Origin of the sequence: Clostridium septicum (assembly GCF_003606265.1) — a bacterium.
Lineage (GTDB): Bacteria > Bacillota > Clostridia > Clostridiales > Clostridiaceae > Clostridium > Clostridium septicum.
Genome location: NZ_CP023671.1, coordinates 1,958,526 through 1,984,170, shown reverse-complemented (window position 1 = coordinate 1,984,170; position 25,645 = coordinate 1,958,526). Strand labels below are relative to the sequence as shown.

The window sequence follows — 25,645 nt, the reverse complement described above, 5'->3', positions numbered from 1 at the left end:
TAAATTTGTTCTCTAATAATGATAACGGTATTAAACCGATAGTTTTTACCTACAACTCCGAAGCTGGTTCAAACCCTATTGAAAATCTTACAGCCTAAGGACTTTCTCTCTGAAAGACGGACCCTACTATTCTTCTTCACTGCGTTAGTAATATTTATTTGTACCTTATTATATCTTTTGCTTAAAATTATGTCAATATCATGTTCTATAGTCTAATAAGTCTCTCTCCTAATATTAAATCTTCTGGTGTTGTTATCTTTATATTAGTATAATCACCTTCATAAAGATATACTTTATTGTTGTATTTTTCAACTACCATAGTATCATCTGTAACTGATATTTCTTCAGATTTTATTTTCTTATGACATTCAAGAATTATATCAAATTTAAATACTTGTGGTGTCTGAATAGATACTAGATTTTCTCTTTTAGGAGTTTCTATTGAAAATCCACTCTTATCTTTTAATTTTATTGTATCTTTAGGCATAACACCTGGTGCTGCTGCTCCATATAGCCTTGCTAAACTTATACCATTTTTTATTACATCCTCTGAAACAAATGGTCTAGCTCCATCATGAATAAGAACAATGTCTGTATCCTTTATAGATAATAAAGCATTTAGAACTGAATCTTGTCTTTCCTTTCCACCCTTTACTAGTCTATCCACTTTTAAAGAATACTTATCTAAAACTTCTTTTTTACAATATTCAATTTCATCTTCCGGTAATACTAAAATCACCTTATCTATATGTGTACAATCAATAAACTTTTTTAAAGTATAATATAAAATCGGCTTATTATTTAACTCTATATATTGTTTACTAATTCCAGCTCCCATTCGTTTACCTTTTCCACCTGCTAAAACAATAGCACTTACCATGTTAACACCTACTCAACTATTCCTTTGGTTTTGCGAAAATCATTCTTCCTGCAGCTGTTTGAAGTACTGAGGTTACTAAAACATCTATAGGTTCTCCTATGTATTTTTTTCCACCCTCTACTACTATCATTGTTCCATCATCAAGGTATGCAATACCTTGAGTTGCTTCTTTACCATCTTTTACAACTATAACCCTCATTTCTTCACCTGGAAGAACAACAGGCTTTATTGCATTTGCTAATTCATTTATATTAAGAACTGGAACTCCTTGAAATTCTGCAACCTTATTTAAATTAAAATCATTAGTTATAACTTTTCCTTTTAAAACTTGAGCTAATTTTAAAAGCTTGCTATCTACTTCTGCAATCTCTTGAAAATCGCCTTCCCAAATTTGAGTTTCTATTTCTAATTCCTTTTGTATTTTATTAAGTATATCTAGCCCTCTTCTTCCTCTATTTCTCTTTAAAGAATCAGAAGAATCTGAAATATGTCTAAGTTCATCTAAAACAAAACTTGGAATAACCAACGGACCTTCTACAAATCCAGTTTTACATATGTCAAATATTCTACCATCAATTATAACTGATGTATCTAAAACCTTCGGAATTGTTTTTAAAACATTCTTAGACTTCTTCTCCTTTATGCTAGTCTTTTTTAAATTTATTAGTAGCGCTGATATATCTTCTTTTTTCTTAATAAATATATCACCTACAATAAATGCAAATATTAGATTGAATAATATAAATAAAATCGGACCTACTATTGTTAGTTTATTCAACGGCATTCCAATTAATGATGTTATTATTAATGATAGTAATGCTCCAAAACCACCATAAAGTATTTCAGTAGCTGATAATTTTTGAATGTTCTTTTCTGCATATTCTATAAGATTTGATACCCAATCATAAATACGTGGAGAAATTAAAAATAATATAAGACCAAATAATAAAACTGTAAAAATAAGAAATAATACCGAACCTACTGGTTGTGATAAGAAATTAATCTTGTTGATTTGAGGAATGTCTAATACAATACTCCCAACAACATAACCACAGATTGAGCCTATAAGCGAAAATATAATTCTTATTGTTTTTTTGAACACACAATCACCTCCTATTAGATTTTTGACATAATTTTCTAATTTAATCCTTTTATTTATTCTAATTTAAACTTTATTTACAAAGAATTTATAATATTATACCATATTAAACTAATGTCTAAAATGTGTATTTCTTAAATTCTTATTAATTTAAAATAAATTTACCCCCTATAAATTTAAAATAAAATTAGTTATTATAATAATTAATACAGGCTATGGTTACATTAACAAATTTATCGCTTTAAATTTATTAGTCACATTTTATAGTTGTATATATTTATTTAGGATAAGGAGTTGAAACATATGAAAGATATAATATTTGATAACTTTCAAAATGATGTTAACGAATCACTAATAAGACATAAAAGTATACTTGACATAATGACTAAATACACTGAATCAAGCGCTAGGGTAAATAGAGCCGTAGCAAAATCTGTTACAAACTGTGGATGTATTAATATATCTGCTGATAAACAGGCTACCCCTAGCGAAAATGATTCATTATCAGATTTTAGTTCTTCACTTGAAAATCATCTAAACGGAAAATTATGTGATAACTGTCGTGATGTTATCGAAAGAGAAATTGGAAATAATTTGTTTTATCTTACATCTCTTTGTAATAGTTTAGATTTAAACCTCTATGATATACTGCTTAAAGAAGAAGATAAAATAAACACTCTTGGAAAGTTTACATTTAGATAATTTTTAAAGCAGGTTATTTAAAATAACCTGCTTTTTTATTATTAACTAACTTATTCTCACTTATTCTTATTTTTAATTACTTATATTTCATTTTTTAAATAAACTTGCTCTTTTATTCTTCTTAGTCCATTTCTTATAGCTCTTGCTCTTGCTTCCCCAATACCATCTACTTGATCCAAATCATCAGTATTAGCCTCTACTACATATTTTAATTCATTAAAATGTTTAACTAAATTTTCTATTACTACACTTGGGATTCTAGGAACCTTAAATAAAACTCTATATCCTTTTGGTGATATTAAAGTATCAACCAATGATATTCCATTATACCCCAATAATTTAGCTATTAAATCTAAGTCTAATAACTCCTCTGCGCTAAATACCTGTATATCTTTATATATTTCTTCTGGTTCTAAATCTTCTTTGCAATAATCTCTAATAAGTAATATTCCATCCCTTTCTATGTTCTTTATTAGCTCATGTAATTGCATAGAAATTAACCTACCTTCATTACCCAGCTCTACAATATATCTTTTAATTTCTTCAACTATTCTCATTACCATTTCCGTTCTTTGTATAGCTGTTACAACATCAAATAAAGTAGTTAAATCCTGAAATTCTAATAAATTTAAATTATTTATGGCTCTATTTAATACAATTACATACTTTTCAAGTGTTTGAATCGCTTGATTAGCTCTAGCTAATATTACACTACTCTCTTGCAAAACATATTTTAATTCACCTTTATATATTGTTATTATATTTCTTCTTTGTGATATGGCTATAACAATATTACCTGTTTGCTTAGCTACTCTATTTGCAGTTCTATGTCTTGTTCCAGTTTCATATGTAGTTAACGATGATGATGGTACTAATTGAGTATTTGCACATACTATTCTTTTTAAATCTCCACTTATAACAATAGCTCCATCCATCTTGGCTAACTCATATACATAAGCTGGAGTATATTCTGAATTTATATGAAATCCACCATCTACAAGCTCCATCACTGCTTCCCCATCACCAATTACTATCAGTCCACCAGTTTTAGCTCTTAAAATATTTTCCAAACCATCTCTTAAAGGTGTTCCTGGACTCATTAACTTCAATATTTTTTTTATTTCTTTATCATCTTTTATTCTCATACACTCACCTGATTTACTAGAATATCTTATTAATTGCTTCTCTTATATTACTTACTCCTATAATATTAATTTCATTACTAGTTACTTTATCTTTATTTCTATTTGGAATTATAGCATTTTTAAATCCCATTTTTTCTGCTTCTTTAATTAATCTGTCACATGATGCTATAGGTCTTATTTCTCCAGTTAATCCTACTTCTCCAATTATTACTGCTCTTTCTAATTTAAAACCAGTATTTTTCAAACTAGATAATAAAGCTAGAGCCAATCCTAAATCTCCTGTTGTTCCATCTAAATTCAATCCACCAACTACGTTAACATATACATCATATTTAAAGAATGGTGCTTTTAGTTTTTTTTCTAAAACAGCTAGCATTAATCTAAGTCTTTGATTATCTATTCCAACAGCAGTTCTACTAGCCATATGCATATTAGTTTCACTTACAAGAGCCTGCATTTCTACAAGTATGGGTCTAGTTCCTTCCATAAGTCCTATTACGGCAGATCCTTCTTGATTAAAGTTAGTATCTTCTAAGAATATTCTAGATGGATCGTATATTTCCTTCAAACCTTCTTCTACCATTTCAAAAACACCAATTTCACTAGTTGTTCCAAAACGATTTTTCATAGTTCTTAGAACCCTAAACTCTTCCGTTCTCTCTCCTTCAAAATACAGAACCGTATCAACCATATGTTCTAAAACTCTAGGTCCAGCAAGTTCCCCTTGCTTTGTAACATGAGCTACTATAAATAAAGGTATATTCTTGCTTTTTCCAATTCTCATTATGGCGTTTGAACATTCTTTTACTTGTGAGACACTACCTGGTGCTGAAGTTACTGCTTCTTTATATACAGTCTGAATAGAGTCTATTATTACAAAAACAGGATTTAACTCATTTATATATCCTTCTATTAAGTCTAAGTTAGTTTCTGATAGCACATATAGATTATTTTCATTTACTCCTAACCTATCTCCTCTTATCTTTATCTGCTCCTCTGATTCTTCTCCTGAAACATATAGTACTTTGCCATAGTTTTTAGCAATGTTATTTGCTGTCTGCAATAATAATGTGGATTTTCCTATTCCAGGATCTCCTGAAATTAGAGTAAGTGATCCCTTAACTAATCCTCCACCTAAAACTCTATTTAACTCTTTTAAACCAGTATTAAATCTTTCCTTTTCTCCAGATTTTATCTCTTGTATATTCTTAGGCATACTACCTAAAACCTTTATTGTGTTTATTTTTGATTTTTGTTCTTTTTGTGTATTCTTGACTTCTTCTACCATGGTATTCCATTTATTGCAGTCAGGACATTTTCCCAACCACTTTAATGATTCATACCCGCACTCTTGACAGACAAATATGGATTTAATTTTAGCCATAAATATACCTACCATTCTTACTTTTATTTTATCGTAAATCATTTTAAATACTTAATTTAACTATATTATTATATATCATAATAAATTTATAAAAAACATTTTGCAAATAAAAAAGGAATTATTATCTTAATAATTCCTTTAAACACAATTTTATATTCCAAAAATATTATTTATTTAATAAACTAGCTGCATCTTCATCAATAATTAATATAACATCTTTATGCATTTGTAACATTGATGCAGGCATATTAGTATTTATTTTTCCGCTTAACATTTCTTTTACAGCTTCAGCCTTTCCTTTACCACTAGCTATAACTATAATTTTTTTAGATTTCATTATTCCACCTAATCCCATAGTTAAAGCTGTAGTTGGAACTTCATCAATTGAATCAAAGAATCTTGCATTTGCTTCAATTGTATTTTGAGTTAAATTTGTCAAATGAGTACCTGCTACCAAGAAATTATCAGGCTCATTAAATGCTATATGTCCATTATTTCCAATTCCTAATAACTGTACATCTGTTCCACCTAATTCTGCTATCTTTTTATCATAATTTTGACATTCTTCTTCAATATTTTCTGCTAAACCATTTGGTACAAAAGTATTTTCTTTGTTTATATTAATATGGTTGAATAAATTTTCATTCATAAAATATCTGTAACTTTGATTATGCTCCCCTGATAATCCAACATACTCATCTAAATTAACAGTTGTAATTTGTGAAAAATCTATTTCACTTTCTTTATTCATTCTTATTAACTCTTTATACATACCAATTGGTGATCCACCAGTTGCTAATCCTAAAACAGCTTTAGGATTACTCTTTATTATATCAGCCATCTCTTTAGCTGCTACCTTACTTAATTCTTCATAATTTTTTGTAACTATTAACTTCATCGCATTTTCCCCTCTCTTCTCGATATATTAACTTGCAATAAAAATTTATCTGATCTATAAATTGCTTCTTCTACAAAAAGTATTTTCCCACTTTGAGTAAAAGTTTTTCCTATTACTTTTAATAACGGCACATCATTTTTTACACAAAATAAACTCTTTAATTCCTCATTAATAATAATAGATGCAATAGATGAAGTGGAATAATCTACTGAATATCCGAAATCCTCAAGTATTTTATATAAAGATCCCTCTAGCATATTTTCATCTATATAACCACAATAATCTACCGGTATATAAACCGTTTCTATAGCTATACATTCACCATCTACAATACGCTTTCTATTTATTTTATATAATTCATCTAATTCAAATGTATCCGTTAAATTTTCCGGAGTGTTAACTTTTTTAAATTCTATTATCTCAGTCTTCAACTTTCTTCCAGTTTGTTTAATAATTTCTGTAAAACTCATCATATCTTGTTGCTTAACTGTAGGCTCACATACAAAGGTTCCTTTTCCTTTTATTCTTAAAAGTATTCCCTCTTGAACTAGTTCTCCAATCGCTTGTCTAATGGTCATTCTACTTACACCATATATTTCACATAACTCTCTTTCACTAGCTATACATTCACCCGGCTTCCATACACCCTCAGCTATTTTTGATATTAAATCATTTTTTAGTTGATAGTAAACTGGTATTGGACTGTTTTTATCTATCATAATTAATCCTCCTGATATTATTATATTCAAAATTGTTATAGATGTCTAGACCAGTTATAAATTTATTTTTGAATAAAAAAGAGAAATTTGGAAAAAATAATCTTATTAAGTCTAAGGGAGATGATATTTTGATTAATAAGAATTTATTCTCAAACATTACCTCTAAAAATATACTTAAAGAAAATACTCAGAAAAATTTATCTGAAAATCTTTCTAGTATTTATGTTCAAAATTCTCTTGATAACATGGTATTAAACTCTAATTTAGACAACAACAATGTTATTAAATAACTTATTTCTTCTATGATATTATACCTTCATATAATATCATAGAACAAATTTCATTTTAATATTTCATATTTATTTTGTTGTAAATATTATTTATTTATTGTAAAATAAATATCAATTAACACTTATTATTATAGAGGTGAAATTTATGATTAAAGTTTATTCAACTAGCGCTTGTCCATGGTGTGTCAAGGCTAAAAGTTATTTACAATCAAAAAATATTTCTTTTGAAGAACTAAACGTTCAGGATGATATGACTGCTCGTGAAGAAATGATAAAAAAATCAAAACAAATGGGAGTTCCTGTTTTAGATATAAATGGAGAAATAATAATTGGTTTTGATAAAAAAGCTATAGATTTAGCTCTTCAAAAATAACGAAAAAGTACCATTGGATTATCCAATGGTATTTTTTCGTTATTTTTGTATTAAATTTATTACGGTTGCTTTAGGTCTTGACATAGATTCAATTGAATATCTTATACCTTGTGTTCCAATACCTGAGGCCTTTACTCCAAGGAATGGAAAATGATCAGGACCTCTTTCAGTTTTATTATTAACTTGAACTGTTCCCACTTCTAATCTATTTGCAACATAAAAAGCTTCATTTATATTTTCCGTAAATACTGATGATTGTAAACCATACTCTGACTTATTAGCAATCTCTATAGCCATATCTTTATCTTTAACTCTTATTATTGGAAGTACTGGACCAAATGGTTCCTCCCAAGCCAATCTCATGTCTGTAGTTACATGATCAAAAAGTGTTGGATATATTAAATTTCCCTCTCTAGTTCCACCGCTAACCAAATATGCCCCTTTTTCTCTTGCATCTTCTATTAAATCCCAAACAAAATCTGCTGCTTTAGTATCTATTAAGGGTACTATATCAACATCACTATCTAAAGGATTTCCCACTTTTAACTTATCTATTTTTTCTTTTAGCTTCTCAACTAATTTATCTGCAACTTTATCCATTACTAGTATTCTTTTAACAGCAGTACATCTTTGACCAGAGTATGAATAACCACCTGCTACTATATTACTTGCTGCTAATTCTAAATCTGCATCTTCTAAAACTATTGCTGCATCTTTTCCTCCCAATTCCATTAATAACGGAACCATAGTTGTTATACGTGATATTCTCGTACCGATTTCTGTACTACCTGTAAAGTTTATGAAATCTATTTCTGGATGAGTTACAATATAATCTCCAATTTCACTACCTCTACCTGTTATTGTATTTAATACTCCAGCCGGAATTCCAGCCTGTTCAAAAACTTTTGCAAGATATAATCCGCATAAACTTCCTTGTGTTGCAGGCTTTAAAACTACTGAATTTCCTGCTACTAAAGCTGGCGCTAATTTAGATGCTGCTAAGTTTATAGGATAATTAAACGGCGAGATAGCTAAAACTACCCCTAAAGGTTCTCTTGTTACAACCGATATCTTATTTCTTTTAAATCCTGGAAAACTATCTCCTGGTATACTTTCTCCTGAAACATTCTTAGCTGTATCCGCTGTAAATCTTATGTAATCTGCAGTTCTTAATATTTCAGATTCTGCACTTTTTCTATCCTTTGCTATTTCTTTTACTAATATGTCAATTAATTCATCTTTTCTCTCTTCTAGAATATCTGATGCTCTATATAGGATATCTGCTCTTTCATTTACGGTTATATCTTTCCATTTTTTCTGAGCCTCTTTTGCACTTTTAATTGCAAAGTCTACTTCTTCTTTAGTCATTGCTGGTACTCTTCCAACCAATTCTTTATTAATAGGGGAATATATTTCTATGAATTTACATTCTTTATTGTTAACCCACTCACCATTAATAAGATTTCTGAATGTTCTTTCTTTATCTTTTATACAACTAAACATTTATTCACTTCCTTTCTTAGTGAATAGTTAGGAAATATTATTTATTAAAAGCTGCTTCAATAGCCTTCTTATCAAATCCTACTATTATTTCTCCATTTACATCTACTACTGGTACTGTTCTTTGTCCTGAAACTTTAAATACTTCTTCTCTATCTTCATGTCTATCAGCTACATTTATTTCCTCGTACTTCCAACCTTTCATATCAAAAAATCTTTTTGCTTTAATACATCCTGGACACCAAGATGTTGAATAAATCTTTATCATTTTAAACATCCTTTCTTCTTTCTATAATATATTTTTCTGAGTCTAAAGCTGCAATTGTTCCATCTGATACTGCAGTTGTTATTTGTCTAAATTGCTTATCTCTAACATCTCCTGCTGCATATACCCCTTTTATATTTGTTCTCATTCTTTCATCAGTTATAATATATCCATTTGGAGTTAGATTTATATACTCTTTAAACATCTCTGTTTTAGGTTCTGTTCCTATAAATCCAAAGATAGCATCTAAATTAATTTCTTTTTCTTCACCTGTCTTGGTATTTTTAATTTTAGCTTTCTCTAAAAAGTTTTCACCATATGCTTCAACTAAATCATAATTAAACATAATTTCTATTTTAGGATTATTTTTAACTTCTTCTATAGTAGCTTTTTCTCCATTAAAATAATCATGTCTTCTTATCATAATTACCTTTTCAGCAAATTTAGTTAAGAATATTGCTTCTTCTAAAGCCGCATTTCCGCCACCTACAACAGCAACTACTTTCCCTTCATACATCGCTCCATCACATACTGCACAATAATGGATTCCTTTTCCTGAAAGCTTTCCTTCATTATTAATTGGTAATTTTTTAGGACTTGCGCCTGTAGCAATTATTATAGCTTTTGCTTTATATATATAATCTCCAGTTTCTACAATTTTATCTTTACCACTAAAATCAACATTTTCTATAACATCAAATTCATCTATTTCAGCACCTAATTCTTCTGCTTGTTGTTGCATTAAATCTGATAACTCTGTACCCGAAACTTTTCTAAACCCTGGATAATTCTCTATTGTATAGCTGTTTCTTACTTGCCCTCCCAATATTTTATCCTCTAGTAACAACATATCTAATTTGGCTCTTGTTGCATATATAGCTGAAGTTAATCCTGCCGGACCTCCTCCAATTATAATTAATTCTTTTTCTTTAACTTCTTTATTCATACAAAGCCTCCTTACCCCTAGGGGGTATAAATCTTGTTTATATTATATCATTTTAAATTTAAATTTCAACTATTTTTATATAATAATTTTTATTATTAAACTATTTAATAAATAAATTTAATATAAATAATTAAATTTATTATTACCTACTTTAATACCTATTATTAAAGTATTTTATATAAAAGTTCATATATAATACCCTATTTTTAGTGCTACTTTTGACATCACTTTCCTCTAAAACATTAATTAATTTGGAATTAGGAAACTTTATTCTTTCCTAGAAAGTAAAAAAAGTAGATTTAATAAATCCACTTTTTAAAAATATATAATCTACTATGAAATATGCTTAAAACACAAGGATGCTCCATCACAATACACTTCTAATTGATCTCCACCTTTTATACATCCTTTTAACATCTCTTCACTTAATTTATCCTCTAATTCTTTAGTTATAATCCTTCTTAACGGTCTAGCTCCATAGCTTATATCCACACCTTTATTTGCTAAAAACTTTTTACTATCATCATCTAAATTTATAGTTATTTTTCTTTCTTTTAGTCTTGTTATAGTATTATTTAGCATTATATTCACTATTTCTAATATATCCCCTGTATCTAACTGATGAAAAACTATAATGTCATCTATTCTATTTATGAATTCAGGCTTGAATTCTCTCTTTATTTCTTGCATAATATTTTCTTTCATTTTTTCATACTCAGTTTCATTTTTATCTCTGTTAATTTCAAACCCTACGGTTTTTTGTTTTTTTATAGTATGTGCTCCTATATTAGATGTCATTATTATAATAGTATTCTTGAAGTTTACTATTTTACCTTTACCATCTGTTAATCTTCCATCTTCCATAATTTGAAGCAGTATGTTAAACACATCTGGATGAGCTTTTTCTATTTCATCTAATAATATTACTGAATAAGGATTTCTTCTTACTGCTTCTGTTAATTGTCCACCTTCATCATATCCTACATATCCAGGTGGAGATCCTATAAGCCTTGATACAGCATGTTTTTCCATGTATTCAGACATATCTATTCTAACTAGATTTTTTTCACTTCCAAACATTGCTTCTGCTAATGCATTAGATAATTCTGTTTTTCCAACTCCAGTTGGTCCACAAAATATAAAACTCCCTATTGGTCTATTTGGATCTTTTAATCCAACTCTTGCCCTTTTAACAGCTTTTGCTACAGCTCTTACAGCTTCTTTTTGTCCAATTACTCTTTTTTGAAGAATTTTTTCTAAATTCAAAAGTCTTTGAGACTCTTTTTGTGTTAACTTCTCTAATGGTATATTGGTCCATAAAGATACTACATTAGCTACATTTTCTTCGTTTACTACGCATCTATTATTATAACTTTGATTTTTCCAATCATCCTTTAATACCAAAAATTCTTTCTTTAATTCATTTTCTCTATCTCTTAAATTAGCAGCTTTCTCAAAGTCTTGCCCTCTTATTGCCTCTTCTTTTTCTCTTTCTATATCTTCTATCTTTAATTCTATTTCTTTTATACTAGGTGGAGCTATAAGATTCTCTATCCTAACTTTTGCAGAGGCTTCATCAATTAAATCGATTGCCTTATCAGGCATAAATCTATCAGTTATATACCTATCTGAAAGCTGTACTGCTGACTCCAATGCAGTATCAGTTATTTCTACCATATGATGTGCTTCATATTTATCTTTAAGCCCTTTTAATATTTCTAAAGTTTCCTCTTTTGAAGGCTCTCCTATGCTTACTGGTTGGAACCTTCGTTCTAAGGCTGAATCTTTTTCTATGTGCTTTCTATATTCCTCTATAGTAGTTGCCCCTATACACTTTATTTCCCCCCTAGCTAAGGCTGGCTTAAGTATATTAGCTGCATCAATAGCACCTTCTGCTCCTCCCGCACCAACTATGGTATGAATCTCATCTATAAATATAATTATATCTTCTCTACTTTTAATTTCTTCCATTACTTTTTTTAATCTATCTTCAAATTCTCCTCTATATTTAGCTCCTGCTATCATAGATGTTAAATCTAAAGAAATTAATGATTTATTTTTAAGTATTTCAGGAATATTTCCATCTACTATTCTTTGAGCTAAACCTTCTACTACAGCTGTCTTCCCAACTCCTGGTTCACCTATTAGGCAAGGATTATTTTTTATCCTTCTACATAGAATCTCTAGAACCCTTTGATTCTCATTCTCTCTTCCTATAACAGGATCTAAAGCTCCTTCTTTTGCCATTAAAGTTAAATCAACACCGTATTGATTTAACATTGGAGTTTTTACTGTTTTCTTCTTAGGTTTATTTTCTCTTTTTTCTTCTAGATTTACCTCATTAAAATCTTTTCCTAATAAATATTGATTTAGCTTTTGCTCTAGAAGTTTAAAATCTACTTTATAATTTGATAATGTAGTATGTGCAACACTTTCTACATCATCCATTAAAGCTAATAAAATGTGTTCAGGACTTATTGCATTATGATTAAAATTTCTAGCTTTAATTAAACTATCATCAAATAATCTTTTACATCTTGGCGTTAAAAGCATTTCTCCTACTGATATATCATCATCGCCAAATCCCAAGTAATCTTCTATTATTTTTCTAACTCTTTCAATAGTTATTCCATTTTCATATAAAACTTCCCTTGCATACCCACCTTCTTTAAGCAATCCAATAAGAATATGCTCTGTACCTATATAACCATGCTTAAAATATTGCGATTCTTTTTGAGCTTCTACTAACACAATATGTGCCCTTTCTGTAAACCTCCCAAAAATCATATATATACCTCCATACCCTAAATTATATTTTGAACCCTTTACCAAATAAACATATTCATATCTAGTATTTATGATAAAACTATCGTTATCATTCCTTTTAATATATCTGCTCTTACTCTATTTTTATCTATTACACTAGTTAACGTTCTATCATTTAATGATATTTTCATTATTTCGTATTCTTTTCTTGTAATTGTTTTAGATTCAATTAGATGATCCAATATAGAAATGGCACCTTGATATGTAATACTATCTCCTATTGAATTATTAATTAAATCTAATCGCCTTTCCTTATTATCATAAGTTATCTTAGTAATAATAATATATCCCCCACCACCTCTTTTACTTTCAATTAAATATCCCTTTTCATAAGTAAATCGAGTAGTTAATACATAATTTATTTGTGACGGTGCACAAGAAAATTTATCTGCTAACTCATTTCTCTGAATTAGTATTTTATTTTCTTTTCTATCGTTTATCATATCCTTTATAAAACTTTCTATTGTATCTGAAATTCTTGCCATATTTTCACCTTTTTAAACTTTATTTTCATTTTGACTTTCTTTGACTTTTATTATATAGTATTACTTTTATTATGTCCATTGCACTCATATAACAACCATTTCTATTAAAACTCCTTATTTTGTTAACCCTAATATAAAATCCTATTATTTTGAATTATTTTAAATAATTTTTGAAACAATAATTATATTAACTTTTATAAAGGAGATTAATATGGAAATTGAATGGTTTGGTAGTACTACCTTTATATTAAAAAACTCTATTGGTAAAAGAGTTTTAATAGACCCATTAGAGGCTATTTCTAATAAAAAAAATTATGATTTTGATGTAGATATAATTACTTTAAGCCATACCCCTAATAATAAAAGCCTTAAACAATATATAACTAAGGAATGTACTATAATTAATGATACTTCTTCCTTTGCCAATGAATATTTAACTATAGACGGATATACTTCTTATAAAGATAATATGAATGGATTTAAAAGAGGTGAAAATAATATTTATTTATTTAATATAGATGGTTTTAAACTTTGTCACTTAGGCACTGTTGGACATATTTTAGATAATAAACTTATTAGTAAGCTTAAAAATTTAGATTTTCTTTTTATTCCAATAGGCGGGCATTTTGCATTAAACGGTATTGATGCTGCCAAACTGACACTTGATATAACTCCAAAATATATAATACCTATGTTTTATAGAAATATGGATGAATATCCTTATTTAGATGGTCCACATAAATTTTTATCGCATATGAAAAATATAAAAAAATATAATACTAGATCTATTCAAACTAGTTCATTATACTTTAAAAATAATAATACTGTATTATTATTAAAATAATTTTCATTTTTATAATAATAATTGTAAAAAATAAAAGAACCGACGTTTAATCGACGGTTCTTCTCATGTACATTACTCTTGAACTGGAGCTCCTACTGGACAAACATTTGCACAGTTTCCGCAATCTATGCAAGTATCTGCATCTATAACGAATTGAGTATCTCCTTGGCTTATAGCATTAACTGGACATTCTGCAGCGCATGCACCACAGTTTACACATGAATCTTGAATTACGAATGCCATAATTAGCACCTCCTAATTAATATGAAATTTATTTCCTCTCTATTTTAGCACAATGATTTCAATTTTTAAAGAGTTAAAAATAACATATCTAATAATATTTACCATATTATCTATTCAACACTATATCCAGAATTCTCTAATGAATTAATTATACTATCTATATTTATAACTCTATTATCATATACAATACTAACTTCTTTTTTAGATATACTAACTTCACAAGCAATGATTCCTTCATTACTGCTTATAGCCTCTCTTATAGCCATAATGTCATTCTGTGTATTAAGATTATAAACTTTTAATGAAGACTTCACTTCCATTCCTCCTAATTGTCCTTTATAAGGTTTTTAATTAAATTTTTATCTTCAGGTAATTCTATTTCAAGCTTAATATCTGATTCATCTATAGAATCTTCATAGCTTCCCTCTATAATTTCTACATTTTCAATCTTAAATTCTTCTATTACCTCTTCATCTACCCTCTTATATTTAACCTTAACACTTTCTTTTACTATATTGTTACTTATAACTTCTCCTTGTCCATCAGGTATCTTAACAATAGATCCAACTTTAGGTAATCTTTTTCTTATATCTTCATATGTACTTTGTTCATAATTCAAACAGCACATAAGTCTTCCACAAATTCCTGATATTTTAGTAGGATTTAATGATAAATTTTGCTCCTTTGCCATTTTTATTGATACAGATGCAAAGTCGCCTAAAAATGAAGAGCAACACATAGTTCTTCCACACGGTCCTAATCCACCTAACATTTTAGCTTCATCTCTAACACCAATTTGTCTAAGTTCTATTCTTGTTTTAAAAATAGTAGCTAAATCTTTTACTAATTCTCTAAAGTCAACTCTTCCATCTGCTGTAAAATAAAATATTACTTTATTATTATCAAAAGTATATTCTACATCTATTAGCTTCATGTTTAACCCATGCTCTTCTATTTTCTTAAGGCATATATTTAAAGCTTCTTTTTCTTTTAACTTATTATTTTTATGCTTATCAATATCATCTTGTTCTGCCACTCTTATAACACTTTTTAATGGTGCTACTATATCTTCTTCCGGAATTTCTTTAACTCCAATTACACATTCTCCAAATTCGATTCCTCTTGCTGTTTCAACTACAACGTAATTTTCCTTTTTTATATCTAAATCCTTTGGATCAAAGTAATATATCTTTCCTGCTTTTTTAAATCTTACACCCACAACTTTTATCATTTTTAAACCTCCATAAAACCTATAAGCATCACTCTTATGGTTATAGCAAAATTTGAATTACTAATTAAGTTAATTCTTGCTTCTTTTATTTTATCTAATAAGCTATTCAACTTTTTATAAGACATTTCCATAGAAAGTTGTTTTAGCTCTTCTATTTTATCCCCATTTATTATTACACTATAATCATAAACTTCTTTATAAACCATTAAATCTCTTATGAAGGAGGCTAAAATGTTTAGTATTTCTTCCTTATTATCTTTATAATTCAACATCTTTTCCTCAAAATTTAGTAAAACTTCACCATCATTTATAGATAATGATTTAAGCAAGTCCAATAATAGTTCTCGTAGCTCCTTTAATCTTACATCCATTAAAAATCTCTCTGCTTTTCCTGGAATCCCCTCACTATATGCAATACTAGCTAAAAGTTCACTTTCATTAATATCGGACCTTATTTCCCCTATATACTTAACTATTTCATTTTTAGATATAGGAGTTAATTTATATATTTGACATCTAGATTTAATTGTATCTAGTATTAGTTCTAAACTCTCACAAAGAAGTATGATAAAAACACCTTTAGGAGGCTCTTCTATTGTCTTTAATAAAGCATTTTGAGCTTGAGTAGTTAATTTGTTTCCTTGGTAAATAATTATTACCTTTTTATCTCCCTCAAAAGGCTTTTTATTAACCTCATCTATTATTCCTCTTACTTCATCCACTCCAAATGAGCTTTTTTGTGATTTATAATTTATTATGTCAATATACTCTTTATTATCTTCCTTACCTAAGATTTTAAGAGCAAATATCCTAGCTAAGTTGCTCTTTCCAATTCCGTCTTCCCCTACAATAAGATGTGCATGAGATAAGTTTCCTTCGTTTACTCTTTTTTCAAAACTGCTAATAATATTACTATGACCTATAAATTTCCTCATTGCACACCTCCATTAACCTATATCTTAACAAATTGATCTACATCTACAACAAAAACTGTCGCTCCTCCAACTTGTACCTCTATTGGATATGACATATACATATCTGCATTTCCTGATATAGGCGCTGGAGTAGCTATCATTTGTTTTCTAGTTCTACAAATATCTTCTACAACCTCTATAACTTTTTGTACTTTTTCCTTTTCCACACCAATCATTAAAGTAGTATTTCCAGATTTTAAAAATCCCCCCGTAGTAGCTAGTTTTGTAACTCTGAATCCGGCTTCTGTTATAGCATCCACTAAATCTATAGCATCATCATCCTGCACAATTGCTATTACTAATTTCATAAAAATCCCTCCCCTTTAATTTTAAATACCTAATATTATTTTATCATAAAACTCCTATATTTAAATTAAAAATAATATATGATTTAATATTTTATGCTATCTAAAATTAATGTTTTCACTTCTTCGAAAACTTCTTCTAGAGACTTTTCAGCATTTATTTTTATTATTTTATCTTTATTATTTTGATATACTATTTCATAACCTTCCCTAACCTTGTAATGAAAATCTAATTTTTCTAAATCCAATCTATTTACTTCTCTACTTGAATTCTTAGCAATTCTATCTAAGCCAATTTGTGGGTCTACATCAAATAAAATAGTTAAATCTGGCATATATTCTTCAATTGCAAATTTATTTATCGTAAACACTTCATCGATTCCTAAACCTCTTGCATATCCTTGATAAGCCAAAGAGGAATAAACAAATCTATCACATAAAACTATTTTCCCCTCATTTAATGCCACTATAACCTTTTCTACTAAATGTTGTCTTCTTGCTGCGGCATAAAGTAACGCTTCTGTTCTGCTATCCATTTCTGTATTGTTTGTATCTAATATTATAGTTCTTATATCCTCTGATATTTTAATACCACCAGGTTCTCTAGTTTTTACACATTCAATACCTTTTTCTTTTAAATAATTGTATATCATTTCTAAAATAGTACTCTTACCAGATCCATCTCCACCTTCGAATACTATAAACTTTCCTTTTTCCATTGTTTCTCCTTAATATCTAAAATTGAAAATTATATTTGCTAGTTAAAGCCTCTTTAATCTTGTCCTTATAAAAATCGTATTGTTTACTATTTATATTAGCATTTAATATCTTACTCTGACAACTTTTACAAATTAATTTTCTTGCTATAATTATACCATTTTCCTCTTGATTTCTACATACAAAACATACTTTTTCATTTCTACCTTTTTGAATATCTTTAAATTTAATCTTCATAAAACCATCCTATTCTTTTTTATCTTAATTCTGACCATATGTAATGAATTTTATACTTTTGGGGAAACATAAAATTAATAAATATTATTCGGTTTTTAAGGGAAAATAATATTGAAAATAATTTGGGAGGAATAAAATATGAAACAAGAAATTATTTCTTATTTATCTACATGTCGTAATGATATATTTGACTTATGTAAATATTTATATGATAACCCTGAAGATAGTTATAATGAAATTAAAAGTTGCAAATATTTATCTAATTTATTAACAAAGTATGGATTTAATGTTGACAACAATTTTTTAGATTTATCTACTTCTTTTTATGCTACTAAAGGAAGTGGGCATCCTAAAGTTTGCTTTTTATGTGAATATGATGCTATTCCTGGAGAAGGACATATAACAGGACATAATTTATTATCCGCTACTTCTATAGCTGCTGCTATATCACTAGGTAATGTTATTGATAAAGCAGGAGGTAGTGTAATTGTAATAGGCTGTCCTGGTGAATATCTTGGCGGAACTAAATCTGTAATGGTAAAACAAGGTGTATTTGCTGATATTGATGTAGTACTTCTAGCTCATCCTGATATAATTACGTCAGAAAGTGGAAGCTCATCTGCAATCATTCCTTTAAGTGTTAAATTTATAGGAAATAGCGGTTTAAGTTTTCTTAATAAAGGAAGCTATACCTCATTAGATGGTATACTATTAACATTTAATATATTAAATTCGCTTTTAAAAGGCTTCCCTGAAGATGTAGAAGTCAATTCTATATTATCTCAAGGTGGCTTCACACCATTGCTTTTGCCTCTTGAATCAGAGGCTAAATTTTATATAAGAGCCAAAGAAATGGATATTGCTAAAATTGCAGAGGGTAAATTACGTGAGATAATTATTTATGTATCAAAATTGATTAGGGTTCAATACTCTATGTCTTTATACGAACCTGAAAATGAAGAGCTTATTACAAACAGAACATTGAATAGGTTATTTAGTCATAATCTTAAAGAAAGTGGAACTATAAATATATCAGAACCTAGAGATGTTTATTCTGGGTTAAGCTTAGGAATTGTTAGTAAAACTGTTCCTTGTATTCATCCATATATATCAATAATAGAAAATAATGCTATAAAATATGGGACTAAGGATTTTGCTGATGCAACTATTTCTGATTATGCATTAGAACAAAGCATAAAAGCCGCTCAAGCTCTAGCTTTTACTGGTTTAGATATTATACAAAATGAAAATCTTTTATATGAAGTTAAAAATGAATTTTATAAAAAATAGGCCTCCTTCTGGAAGCCTATTTTTTATATTTATCTTAACTTACAACTTAATGCACCATGTTTTATTATTCTCTCAATAAATGAACGGCTTGGTTGAAAGTTAAACTTTTTTATTTTATTTCCACTTTTATAAACGCAACAATAAATATCATTTCCTATTCTGTTGCACAAATATTTCTTATAACTTCTAATAGAAGAATACTCCTTAGGAATTTCACATTTTTTACCTATATATAATATATCTTGTATTTTTATGCTTTCTAAATTCTTCTCTTCTTTTAAACTTATTTTATTTATTATCAATTTTCCTGCTATTATTGAATGCTTATATGCTAATCCACAGCTTTTTAACTCTTTTAATAAAATAACTACAGTAAAAACTACTAATAAACTCTTAATTAAATAACCTACTTTATGATTATCTAATCCTGCAATTTTAATAGCTTGTGATATGTACAAAACCACTGTGATTAGTACTACTGAAATAGATATTACAGAAACCTTTTTTCGTGCAATAACTTCTCTATGCATCATTTTAAAAAATCCCCCATATTTGCATTATATCTTTCTTATAGAACAATATTGTGATTATACTAATTATTTTAATTTTTATCCATGTCAAAATATCCTCATTAATCTCCAAATTCTCAATTATTAAAAGTTTAATATTGATTTTTTAAAGAATATAGCCTTTTACTAAATATATCTTTAAGTATCTCTATTTTTCAAATGGTAATGCTTTTCATTATTAATTTTATTCTGTTATAATTATCTTTTTAATAGTATAATTGTGTCGGAGGTGTTATATAAAATGATTCAAATTTATAAAAGCAGAAGTGAGCAAGATCCTTCCTTAAAAATATTAGATAATTTAGAGCAAGGATGTTGGATTAATATTATTGCTCCTTCTGATGAAGAATTAATATTAATATCTAAAAAAACAGGAGTACCTCTTTCATTTTTAAAAGCTCCTTTAGATGATGAAGAAACATCTCGTATAGATATTGAAGATGGTTGTGTTTTAGTTGTTGTGGATATTCCTTTTACTGAAATGGAAGACAACTCTCTTACTTATGATACATACCCTCTAGCTATAATACACACAGAGAAACAATTAATAACTGTATGTTTAAAAAATAGTAGAATACTAACTGACTTTATAAATGGTAAAGTAAAATCATTTTATTCATTTAAAAAATCAAGATTTATACTACAGATATTAAATAAAATATCAACTTATTATTTACTTTATCTTAGACAAATAGATAAAAAAAGTTTAATGATAGAAAAAAGACTTCATAAATCAATGAAAAATAGAGAACTTATTCAATTGCACTCACTAGAAAAATCTCTTGTTTATTTTTCTACCTCTCTAAAAGCTAATGAAATAACTTTAGAAAAAATGCTTAAACTTGAAATAATGCAAAAGTATGAAGATGATAAAGATGTTTTAGAAGATGTTATTATAGAAAATAAGCAGGCTATAGAAATGACAGAAATATATAGTAATATTCTTGCTAGTACAATGGATTTTTTTGCATCTGTTATATCTAATAATCTAAATATAGTTATGAAAATTCTAGCCTCTGTTACAATCTTAATGGCTATTCCTACAGTTATAGGTGGAATATTTGGGATGAACTTTGTTGAAATGCCATTATTAAAAAATCCTGCTGGTTTTAACATTACAATGATAATAACAGCAGTTCTTACAGGTGTTACAGCTTTTATACTATATAAAAAAGGAATGTTCAGTTAAATTATTCTTATAAAAAAGTTATTACTTAAAGTAATAGCTTTTTCTTTTTTATAGTATATTGTAATATTAATACTTTAAAGTAGGTGAATTTATATTGTTAAAATTAAATCCTCTATCCCCTTCTTCTACTATAGGAATAGTAGCCCCTGCTTCGGCTGAAGATCCTAATATAATCGATAAAAAGATATTAGAATTTGAAGAGTTAGGCTTTAACGTAAAAAAAGGAAAGCATATTTATGATAAATATGGTTATTTAGCCGGAACTGACTCTAATAGAGCTGAAGATTTAATGGATATGTTTATTGATAATTCTATAGATGCTATTTTATGCCTCAGAGGTGGCTATGGATCTATGCGAATGATTCCTTATTTAAACCTTAAAACTATTAAGCAAAATCCAAAACCTTTTTGTGGCTATAGTGATATAACTCTTCTTCTTAATTATATATCTAAAAAATGTAATTTTGCCACATTTCACGCTCCTATGATAACTTCTAATTTTAAGGACTCTGTTACTCAAGATTATTTTATAAACACTTTAACTAATCATAATATGAACTTCTATAATTTAAAGAAAATTAGTAATAATAAAATTACTTATATTAATAAAAATAATTTTAATGGAAAACTTGTGGGTGGTAATCTTAGTATAATTTGTTCATCTATTGGAACTCCTTATGAACTAAATTTTAAAAACTCTATTGTGCTAATTGAAGAAATAGATGAGAGCCCTTATGCTATAGATAGAATGCTTACACAGCTTATATATTCTGGTAAATTAAAACACTCTTCAGGAATTATTTTAGGTGACTTTACAAATTGTACTTCTAAAAATAAAAACTCTGCTGAGTTTAATATAGATGAAGTTATAAATCAAAAATTATCACAATTAAAAATTCCAGTTATAAAAGGATTTCCTATTGGCCATAGCTACCCTAATGTAACTTTACCCATAGGTAGTAAATTATCTTTTAATTATAAAAATGATTTACTAAATATATCGGAAAATATATTTAAAAACTCTAAATAAATAAAAAACCTACAAGTCAAACTTGTAGGTTTTTTGGAGGCGCCACCCGGATTTGAACCGGGGATAAAGGTTTTGCAGACCTCTGCCTTACCACTTGGCTATAGCGCCATACCTGGTGGCTCGACCAGGAATCGAACCAGGGACACGAGGATTTTCAGTCCTCTGCTCTACCGACTGAGCTATCGAGCCACATTACCTGGCAATGTTCTACTCTCCCACACAGTCTCCCGTGCAGTACCATCGACGCTGTAGAGCTTAACTTTCCTGTTCGGAATGGGAAGGAGTGTTTCCTCTACGCCATCATCACCAGATCCATTGACACCCCAAATCTAAGATTTGGTTGGTGGAAAGCACTCAGCTGTACTGAGTTACCTTTTTCAGAGAATGTTCTCTGAAAATTGCATATGAATTTTTCCGTTTTATTTTGGTCAAGCCCTCGACCTATTAGTATCAGTCAGCTAAATATGTTACCACACTTACACCTCTGACCTATCAACCTTGTGTTCTTCAAGGGGTCTTACTAGCTTATGCTATGGGAAATCTCATCTTGAGGGGGGCTTCACGCTTAGATGCTTTCAGCGTTTATCCCTTCCCGACTTAGCTACCCAGCCATGCTCCTGGCGGAACAACTGGTGCACCAGAGGTCAGTCCATCCCGGTCCTCTCGTACTAAGGACAGCTCCTCTCAAATTTCCTACGCCCGCGACGGATAGGGACCGAACTGTCTCACGACGTTCTGAACCCAGCTCGCGTGCCGCTTTAATGGGCGAACAGCCCAACCCTTGGGACCTACTACAGCCCCAGGATGCGACGAGCCGACATCGAGGTGCCAAACCTCCCCGTCGATGTGGACTCTTGGGGGAGATCAGCCTGTTATCCCCGAGGTAGCTTTTATCCGTTGAGCGATGGCCCTCCCACGAGGTACCACCGGATCACTAAGCCCGACTTTCGTCCCTGCTCCACTTGTGGGTGTCGCAGTCAGGCTCCCTTCTGCCTTTGCACTCTTCGAACGATTTCCGACCGTTCTGAGGGAACCTTTGGGCGCCTCCGTTACTTTTTAGGAGGCGACCGCCCCAGTCAAACTGCCCACCTAACAATGTCCCGTCACCAGATTCATGGCGTCCGGTTAGAACCCCAATACTGTCAGGGTGGTATCCCAAGGTTGACTCCACCAAGGCTGACGCCCTAGTTTCCAAGTCTCCCACCTATCCTGTACAGACAATATCGGAATTCAATGCTAAGCTACAGTAAAGCTCTACGGGGTCTTTCCGTCCAATCGCGGGTAGCGAGCATCTTCACTCGCACTACAACTTCGCCGGATTTGCAGTTGAGACAGTGCCCAAGTCATTACGCCATTCGTGCGGGTCAGAACTTACCTGACAAGGAATTTCGCTACCTTAGGACCGTTATAGTTACGGCCGCCGTTTACTGGGGCTTAAGTTCACACCTTCGCTTGCGCTAAGTGTTCCCCTTAACCTTCCAGCACCGGGCAGGCGTCAGCCCCTATACATCAGCTTGCGCTTTAGCAGAGACCTGTGTTTTTGCTAAACAGTTGCTTGGGCCTATTCTCTGCGGCCTACTCTCGTAGGCACCCCTTCTCGCTAACTTACGGGGTCAATTTGCCTAGTTCCTTAACTGCAATTCTTCCGCTGGTCTTAGGATTCTCTCCTCATCTACCTGTGTCGGTTTGCGGTACGGGCACTACTTCTCTCTCTAGATGCTTTTCTTGGAAGCATGGAATCAGATACTTCAGCCTAATGGCCTTCCCCATCACGCCTCAGGATTGTTGAAACGGATTTGCCTATTTCAACTCCCTAAACGCTTAGACTAGCATTTCCAATCGCTAGCACATCCTATCCTTCTCCGTCACACCATCGATAATAACGATTGTAGTGGTATCGGAATATCAACCGATTGTCCATCGCCTACGCCTATCGGCCTCGGCTTAGGTCCCGACTAACCCTGGGCGGACGAGCCTTCCCCAGGAAACCTTAGATTTTCGACCTGTGAGATTCTCACTCACATCTCGCTACTAATGCCAACATTCTCACTCGTAATCAGTCCACCGCTCCTTACGGTACGACTTCAGCCCGATTACGACGCTCCTCTACCGCTCATCTTACGATGAGCCCGTAGCTTCGGTGGTAAGTTTGAGCCCCGGACATTTTCGGCGCAGGATCTCTCGACTAGTGAGCTATTACGCACTCTTTCAATGAGTGGCTGCTTCTAAGCCAACATCCTAGTTGTCTTAGAAATCCCACATCCTTTTCCACTTAACTTACACTTTGGGACCTTAGCTGACGATCTGGGCTTTTTCCCTTTTGACCACGGATCTTATCATTCGTAGTCTGACTGCCGGACTAATAGTATATGGCATTCGGAGTTTGATAAGGTTCGGTAAGCGATACGCCCCCTAGCCCATTCAGTGCTCTACCTCCATTACTCATATCCGACGCTAGCCCTAAAGCTATTTCGAGGAGAACCAGCTATCTCCGAGTTCGATTGGAATTTCTCCGCTATCCACAGCTCATCCCATGCTTTTTCAACAGCAACGTGGTTCGGTCCTCCACGGGGTTTTACCCCCGCTTCAACCTGGCCATGGATAGGTCACCCGGTTTCGGGTCTACGGCATGCAACTACTCGCCCTATTAAGACTCGGTTTCCCTTCGGCTCCGTACCTTAAGTACTTAACCTTGCTACATACCGTAACTCGTTGGCTCGTTCTACAAAAAGCACGTCATCACACTCATATGGTGCTCTGACCGGTTGTAGGCACACGGTTTCAGGTTCTATTTCACTCCCCTCCCGGGGTTCTTTTCACCTTTCCCTCACGGTACTGCTTCACTATCGGTCATCAGGTAGTATTTAGCCTTGGGAGGTGGTCCTCCCTGCTTCCCACAAGGTTTCACGTGTCTCGTGGTACTCTGGATCAGAACTTAGTTATTATAATTTTTATTTACGTGGCTATTACACTCTGTGGCTTAACTTTCCAGTTAAATTCAATTAATTATAATTTCCTGTTAATGTTCTGTCCGCAACCCCAGAGATAAATCTCTGGTTTGGGCTCTTTCCCTTTCGCTCGCCGCTACTTAGAAAATCGATTTTTCTTTCTCTTCCTCCAGGTACTTAGATGTTTCAGTTCCCTGGGTTTACCTTCCTGTAACTATTTATTCATTACAGGATACATGGGGTTTCCCATGTGAGTTTCCTCATTCGGAGATCTCCGGATCACTGGCTATGTGCGCCTACCCGAAGCTTTTCGCAGCTTATCACGTCCTTCATCGGCTCCTGATACCAAGGCATTCACCATGCGCCCTTTGTAGCTTGACCTATACGGTTCTCTTTTACAAAGAGTTAATTTATTTTCACAAAGAATATTATTCTTGGCTTGTTGTCACTTCTCAATTAACTTTTGTTAATTTGAAACTCCTGTTCACATACGCTTTCAGGAGTAAGTTCGAATAACTAAATTATAAATTTAGATTCTCACTTAAGTTGTTTTAAT

26 protein-coding genes, 2 tRNA genes and 2 rRNA genes are annotated in these 25,645 nt (G+C 30.8%); 7 read left to right on the top strand and 23 right to left on the bottom strand.

All coding sequences use genetic code 11. The annotated features are described in order from the left end of the window. Positions 1 to 205: 205 nt before the first annotated feature. Together ispD and CP523_RS08865 are read right to left on the bottom strand one after the other, a co-directional pair. Positions 206 to 880 (bottom strand): 2-C-methyl-D-erythritol 4-phosphate cytidylyltransferase, encoded by a 675-nt coding sequence (gene ispD / locus CP523_RS08870; RefSeq protein ID WP_066678110.1) that lies wholly within the window; start codon positions 878 to 880, stop codon positions 206 to 208. Between the two features lie 16 nt (positions 881 to 896). After that, a complete protein-coding gene (locus CP523_RS08865; RefSeq protein WP_120140788.1) occupies positions 897 to 1,982 on the bottom strand; it encodes a PIN/TRAM domain-containing protein in 1,086 nt (361 codons plus the stop codon). Between the two features lie 300 nt (positions 1,983 to 2,282). Here CP523_RS08865 and CP523_RS08860 point away from each other — a divergent pair, with 300 nt between their 5' ends. Further along, positions 2,283 to 2,681, top strand: a complete 399-nt coding sequence (locus CP523_RS08860) for a nucleoside triphosphate pyrophosphohydrolase family protein (RefSeq protein WP_066678106.1) — start codon at positions 2,283 to 2,285, stop codon at positions 2,679 to 2,681. 80 nt (positions 2,682 to 2,761) lie between these two features. Here CP523_RS08860 and disA read toward each other — a convergent pair whose 3' ends face one another. From disA to CP523_RS08840, 4 genes are all read right to left on the bottom strand, one after another. Next, positions 2,762 to 3,826 carry a DNA integrity scanning diadenylate cyclase DisA gene (gene disA, locus CP523_RS08855; RefSeq protein WP_066678104.1) on the bottom strand — a complete coding sequence of 355 codons (1,065 nt, stop codon included), beginning with the start codon at positions 3,824 to 3,826 and terminating at the stop codon, positions 2,762 to 2,764. 16 nt (positions 3,827 to 3,842) lie between these two features. Beyond that, complete coding sequence (radA, locus tag CP523_RS08850) at positions 3,843 to 5,210, bottom strand: DNA repair protein RadA (protein WP_066678101.1); 1,368 nt, start codon at positions 5,208 to 5,210, stop codon at positions 3,843 to 3,845. A gap of 166 nt (positions 5,211 to 5,376) precedes the next feature. Further along, the gene (gene nagB, locus CP523_RS08845; protein ID WP_066678099.1) at positions 5,377 to 6,108 is read right to left on the bottom strand and encodes a glucosamine-6-phosphate deaminase; all 732 of its coding nucleotides are present in this window, start codon (positions 6,106 to 6,108) and stop codon (positions 5,377 to 5,379) included. Further along, positions 6,105 to 6,827 (bottom strand): GntR family transcriptional regulator, encoded by a 723-nt coding sequence (locus CP523_RS08840; RefSeq protein ID WP_066678096.1) that lies wholly within the window; start codon positions 6,825 to 6,827, stop codon positions 6,105 to 6,107. Before CP523_RS08840 ends, nagB begins: the two co-directional genes overlap by 4 nt. Positions 6,828 to 6,955: 128 nt before the next feature. Here CP523_RS08840 and CP523_RS08835 point away from each other — a divergent pair, with 128 nt between their 5' ends. Together CP523_RS08835 and CP523_RS08830 are read left to right on the top strand one after the other, a co-directional pair. Continuing rightward, on the top strand, positions 6,956 to 7,117 hold the full coding sequence (locus CP523_RS08835; RefSeq protein WP_162925972.1) for a hypothetical protein: 162 nt from the start codon (positions 6,956 to 6,958) through the stop codon (positions 7,115 to 7,117). Between the two features lie 145 nt (positions 7,118 to 7,262). Continuing rightward, positions 7,263 to 7,490, top strand: a complete 228-nt coding sequence (locus CP523_RS08830) for a glutaredoxin family protein (protein ID WP_066678093.1) — start codon at positions 7,263 to 7,265, stop codon at positions 7,488 to 7,490. A gap of 39 nt (positions 7,491 to 7,529) precedes the next feature. Here CP523_RS08830 and CP523_RS08825 read toward each other — a convergent pair whose 3' ends face one another. From CP523_RS08825 to CP523_RS08805, 5 genes are all read right to left on the bottom strand, one after another. Beyond that, on the bottom strand, positions 7,530 to 8,993 hold the full coding sequence (locus tag CP523_RS08825; protein ID WP_066678091.1) for an NADP-dependent glyceraldehyde-3-phosphate dehydrogenase: 1,464 nt from the start codon (positions 8,991 to 8,993) through the stop codon (positions 7,530 to 7,532). A gap of 37 nt (positions 8,994 to 9,030) precedes the next feature. Continuing rightward, positions 9,031 to 9,258: a glutaredoxin domain-containing protein gene (locus CP523_RS08820; RefSeq protein WP_120140787.1), complete on the bottom strand. Its 228-nt coding sequence runs from the start codon at positions 9,256 to 9,258 to the stop codon at positions 9,031 to 9,033. Position 9,259: 1 nt separating this feature from the next. Continuing rightward, on the bottom strand, positions 9,260 to 10,201 hold the full coding sequence (gene trxB, locus CP523_RS08815) for a thioredoxin-disulfide reductase (protein WP_066678087.1): 942 nt from the start codon (positions 10,199 to 10,201) through the stop codon (positions 9,260 to 9,262). Positions 10,202 to 10,534: 333 nt separating this feature from the next. After that, a complete protein-coding gene (locus tag CP523_RS08810; protein ID WP_120140786.1) occupies positions 10,535 to 12,988 on the bottom strand; it encodes an ATP-dependent Clp protease ATP-binding subunit in 2,454 nt (817 codons plus the stop codon). Positions 12,989 to 13,056: 68 nt separating this feature from the next. After that, positions 13,057 to 13,512: a CtsR family transcriptional regulator gene (locus CP523_RS08805; protein WP_066678081.1), complete on the bottom strand. Its 456-nt coding sequence runs from the start codon at positions 13,510 to 13,512 to the stop codon at positions 13,057 to 13,059. Between the two features lie 211 nt (positions 13,513 to 13,723). Here CP523_RS08805 and CP523_RS08800 point away from each other — a divergent pair, with 211 nt between their 5' ends. After that, complete coding sequence (locus CP523_RS08800) at positions 13,724 to 14,356, top strand: MBL fold metallo-hydrolase (protein WP_066678079.1); 633 nt, start codon at positions 13,724 to 13,726, stop codon at positions 14,354 to 14,356. Between the two features lie 72 nt (positions 14,357 to 14,428). On the opposite strand, the gene CP523_RS08795 is transcribed toward CP523_RS08800, so the two are convergent. The 7 genes from CP523_RS08795 to CP523_RS08765 form a co-directional block, all read right to left on the bottom strand. After that, on the bottom strand, positions 14,429 to 14,599 hold the full coding sequence (locus CP523_RS08795) for a DUF362 domain-containing protein (protein WP_021876904.1): 171 nt from the start codon (positions 14,597 to 14,599) through the stop codon (positions 14,429 to 14,431). Positions 14,600 to 14,709: 110 nt separating this feature from the next. Then, positions 14,710 to 14,913 (bottom strand): heavy-metal-associated domain-containing protein, encoded by a 204-nt coding sequence (locus CP523_RS08790; RefSeq protein WP_066678077.1) that lies wholly within the window; start codon positions 14,911 to 14,913, stop codon positions 14,710 to 14,712. Between the two features lie 11 nt (positions 14,914 to 14,924). Next, complete coding sequence (locus CP523_RS08785; protein ID WP_066678076.1) at positions 14,925 to 15,830, bottom strand: PSP1 domain-containing protein; 906 nt, start codon at positions 15,828 to 15,830, stop codon at positions 14,925 to 14,927. Positions 15,831 to 15,832: 2 nt separating this feature from the next. Further along, positions 15,833 to 16,765 (bottom strand): DNA polymerase III subunit delta', encoded by a 933-nt coding sequence (locus tag CP523_RS08780; RefSeq protein WP_066678074.1) that lies wholly within the window; start codon positions 16,763 to 16,765, stop codon positions 15,833 to 15,835. A 17-nt stretch (positions 16,766 to 16,782) separates the two neighbouring features. Then, positions 16,783 to 17,112, bottom strand: a complete 330-nt coding sequence (locus CP523_RS08775) for a cyclic-di-AMP receptor (RefSeq protein WP_066678067.1) — start codon at positions 17,110 to 17,112, stop codon at positions 16,783 to 16,785. Positions 17,113 to 17,195: 83 nt separating this feature from the next. Further along, a complete protein-coding gene (gene tmk / locus CP523_RS08770; protein WP_066678063.1) occupies positions 17,196 to 17,828 on the bottom strand; it encodes a dTMP kinase in 633 nt (210 codons plus the stop codon). Between the two features lie 16 nt (positions 17,829 to 17,844). After that, positions 17,845 to 18,063, bottom strand: coding sequence for a sigma factor G inhibitor Gin (locus tag CP523_RS08765; RefSeq protein WP_066678061.1), 219 nt, complete (start codon positions 18,061 to 18,063; stop codon positions 17,845 to 17,847). A gap of 138 nt (positions 18,064 to 18,201) precedes the next feature. Between CP523_RS08765 and CP523_RS08760 the strand changes: the two genes are divergently transcribed. Next, entirely contained in the window at positions 18,202 to 19,353 is a 1,152-nt protein-coding gene (locus tag CP523_RS08760) for a zinc-binding metallopeptidase family protein (RefSeq protein WP_066678059.1), read from the top strand. Between the two features lie 29 nt (positions 19,354 to 19,382). Here the strand turns inward: CP523_RS08760 and CP523_RS08755 are convergent, their stop codons facing one another. Then, entirely contained in the window at positions 19,383 to 19,886 is a 504-nt protein-coding gene (locus CP523_RS08755; protein ID WP_083089589.1) for a hypothetical protein, read from the bottom strand. A gap of 277 nt (positions 19,887 to 20,163) precedes the next feature. On the opposite strand from CP523_RS08755, the gene CP523_RS08750 reads away from it, so the two are divergent. Together CP523_RS08750 and CP523_RS08745 are read left to right on the top strand one after the other, a co-directional pair. Further along, complete coding sequence (locus CP523_RS08750) at positions 20,164 to 21,111, top strand: magnesium transporter CorA family protein (protein ID WP_066678055.1); 948 nt, start codon at positions 20,164 to 20,166, stop codon at positions 21,109 to 21,111. 94 nt (positions 21,112 to 21,205) lie between these two features. Beyond that, positions 21,206 to 22,141, top strand: coding sequence for a S66 peptidase family protein (locus CP523_RS08745; protein ID WP_066678054.1), 936 nt, complete (start codon positions 21,206 to 21,208; stop codon positions 22,139 to 22,141). 34 nt (positions 22,142 to 22,175) lie between these two features. Here the strand turns inward: CP523_RS08745 and CP523_RS08740 are convergent. From CP523_RS08740 to CP523_RS08725, 4 genes are all read right to left on the bottom strand, one after another. Further along, positions 22,176 to 22,249, bottom strand: a tRNA-Cys gene (locus CP523_RS08740). A 5-nt stretch (positions 22,250 to 22,254) separates the two neighbouring features. Continuing rightward, a tRNA-Phe gene (locus CP523_RS08735) sits at positions 22,255 to 22,330 on the bottom strand. A 5-nt stretch (positions 22,331 to 22,335) separates the two neighbouring features. After that, positions 22,336 to 22,452, bottom strand: a 5S ribosomal RNA gene (rrf, locus tag CP523_RS08730). Positions 22,453 to 22,565: 113 nt separating this feature from the next. After that, positions 22,566 to 25,470 (bottom strand): 23S ribosomal RNA (locus CP523_RS08725). Positions 25,471 to 25,645: the final 175 nt, after the last annotated feature.